The sequence below is a fragment of the Corallococcus terminator genome (genome assembly GCF_003611635.1).
In the GTDB taxonomy this organism is placed as follows: Bacteria; Myxococcota; Myxococcia; order Myxococcales; family Myxococcaceae; genus Corallococcus; species Corallococcus terminator.
The window spans coordinates 1-1364 of record NZ_RAVZ01000687.1; the positions used below are offsets into that span (position 1 = coordinate 1).

General features: G+C 68.3%; 1 protein-coding gene. It reads right to left on the reverse strand.

The genetic code is table 11. The annotated features are described in order from the left end of the window. Nucleotides 1-123 precede the first annotated feature (123 nt). Nucleotides 124-1364 (reverse strand): phosphoglycerate dehydrogenase (gene serA / locus D7V88_RS41505; RefSeq protein WP_244238690.1); only part of this gene is annotated, 1241 nt, incomplete at its 5' end.

Genomic DNA, 1364 nt, shown 5'->3' on the forward strand with positions numbered 1-1364 from the left:
AGTCGGCTTCCAGCGCTCCATGAGCCACCTCCGAGAGGTGGCGACCTGATCACGCGGCGACAGCCCACGTCGATCGCGCTCGTAAGTATTCGACTTTCCTCGGGCGGAAACCTGATCGGCGCTCTAGGACACGATGCGCGTCTTGATGTCCGTCTCCAGCCCGGCGATGGCTTCGCACACCTGCTGGGACACGTCCTGGTCCAGGTCCATCACCAGGTAGCCCACGTTGGCGTCGGTGCTCAGCACCTGCGCGTGGATGTTGGCGTTGAAGTCGGACACGATGCGGTTGATGTCACGCAGCACGCCCGGCGTGTTGCGGTGCACGTTGATGATGCGGTGGGTGCCCGGGTTGATGGGCGCCTCCACGTTGGGGAAGTTCACCGCGCCCGTCGTCGCGCCGCCCTTGACGAACTTGAGCAGCGACGTGGCCACCTCCTTGCCAATGGACGCCTGCGCCTCCTCTGTGGAGCCGCCGATGTGCGGCGTCAGCAGCACGTTGGGAATCCCCTGCAGCTCCGTGACGAAGCCGTCCGAGTTGCCCTCCGGCTCCTCCGGGTACACGTCCACCGCCGCGCCGCCCAGGTGCTTGGAGCGCAGCGCCCGCGCCAGCGCCGGGATGTCCACCACCGTGCCCCGGCTGGCGTTGATGAGGCACGCGCCCGGCTTCATCGCCTGGAACTGCTCGGCGCCCATCATCATGTGCGTGGAGGACAGCGCCGGCACGTGCAGCGTCACGAAGTCCGACTCCGCCAGGAGCCCGTTCAGCGTGGGCACGGAGCGCGAGTTGCCCAGGGGCAGCTTCGTCATCACGTCGTAGTAGAGCACGCGCATGCCCAGCGACTCCGCCAGCACGCCCAACTGCGAGCCGATGTGCCCATAGCCGATGATGCCCAGCGTCTTGCCGCGCACCTCGTGGCTGCCCGTGGCCACCTTGCGCCACTGCCCGGCGTGCACCTCCCGGCTGCGGTCGAAGAGCTGGCGCGTCAGCACCACCACCTCCGCCAGCACCATCTCCGCCACGCTGCGCGTGTTGCTGAACGGCGCGTTGAACACCGGCACGCCGTGCACGCTGGAGGAGAGCAGGTCCACCTGGTTGGTGCCGATGCAGAAGGCGCCAATCGCCAGCAGGTCCTCCGCGTACTTGAGCGACTCCTCCGGCACCGTCGTCTTGCTGCGGATGCCCAAGAGGTGCACGCCCCTCAGGCGCTCCGCCAGCTCCTCCGGCTTGAGCGCGGAGGACGTGCGCTCCACCTGGAAGCCTTCCGCCGCCAGCATCTCCTGGGCGGAGGCGTGGATGTTCTCCAGCAACAGGACGCGCAGCGGGCCCTGGTTGTTGACGGGGCGGCGGGGCGACGGCGGGAAGC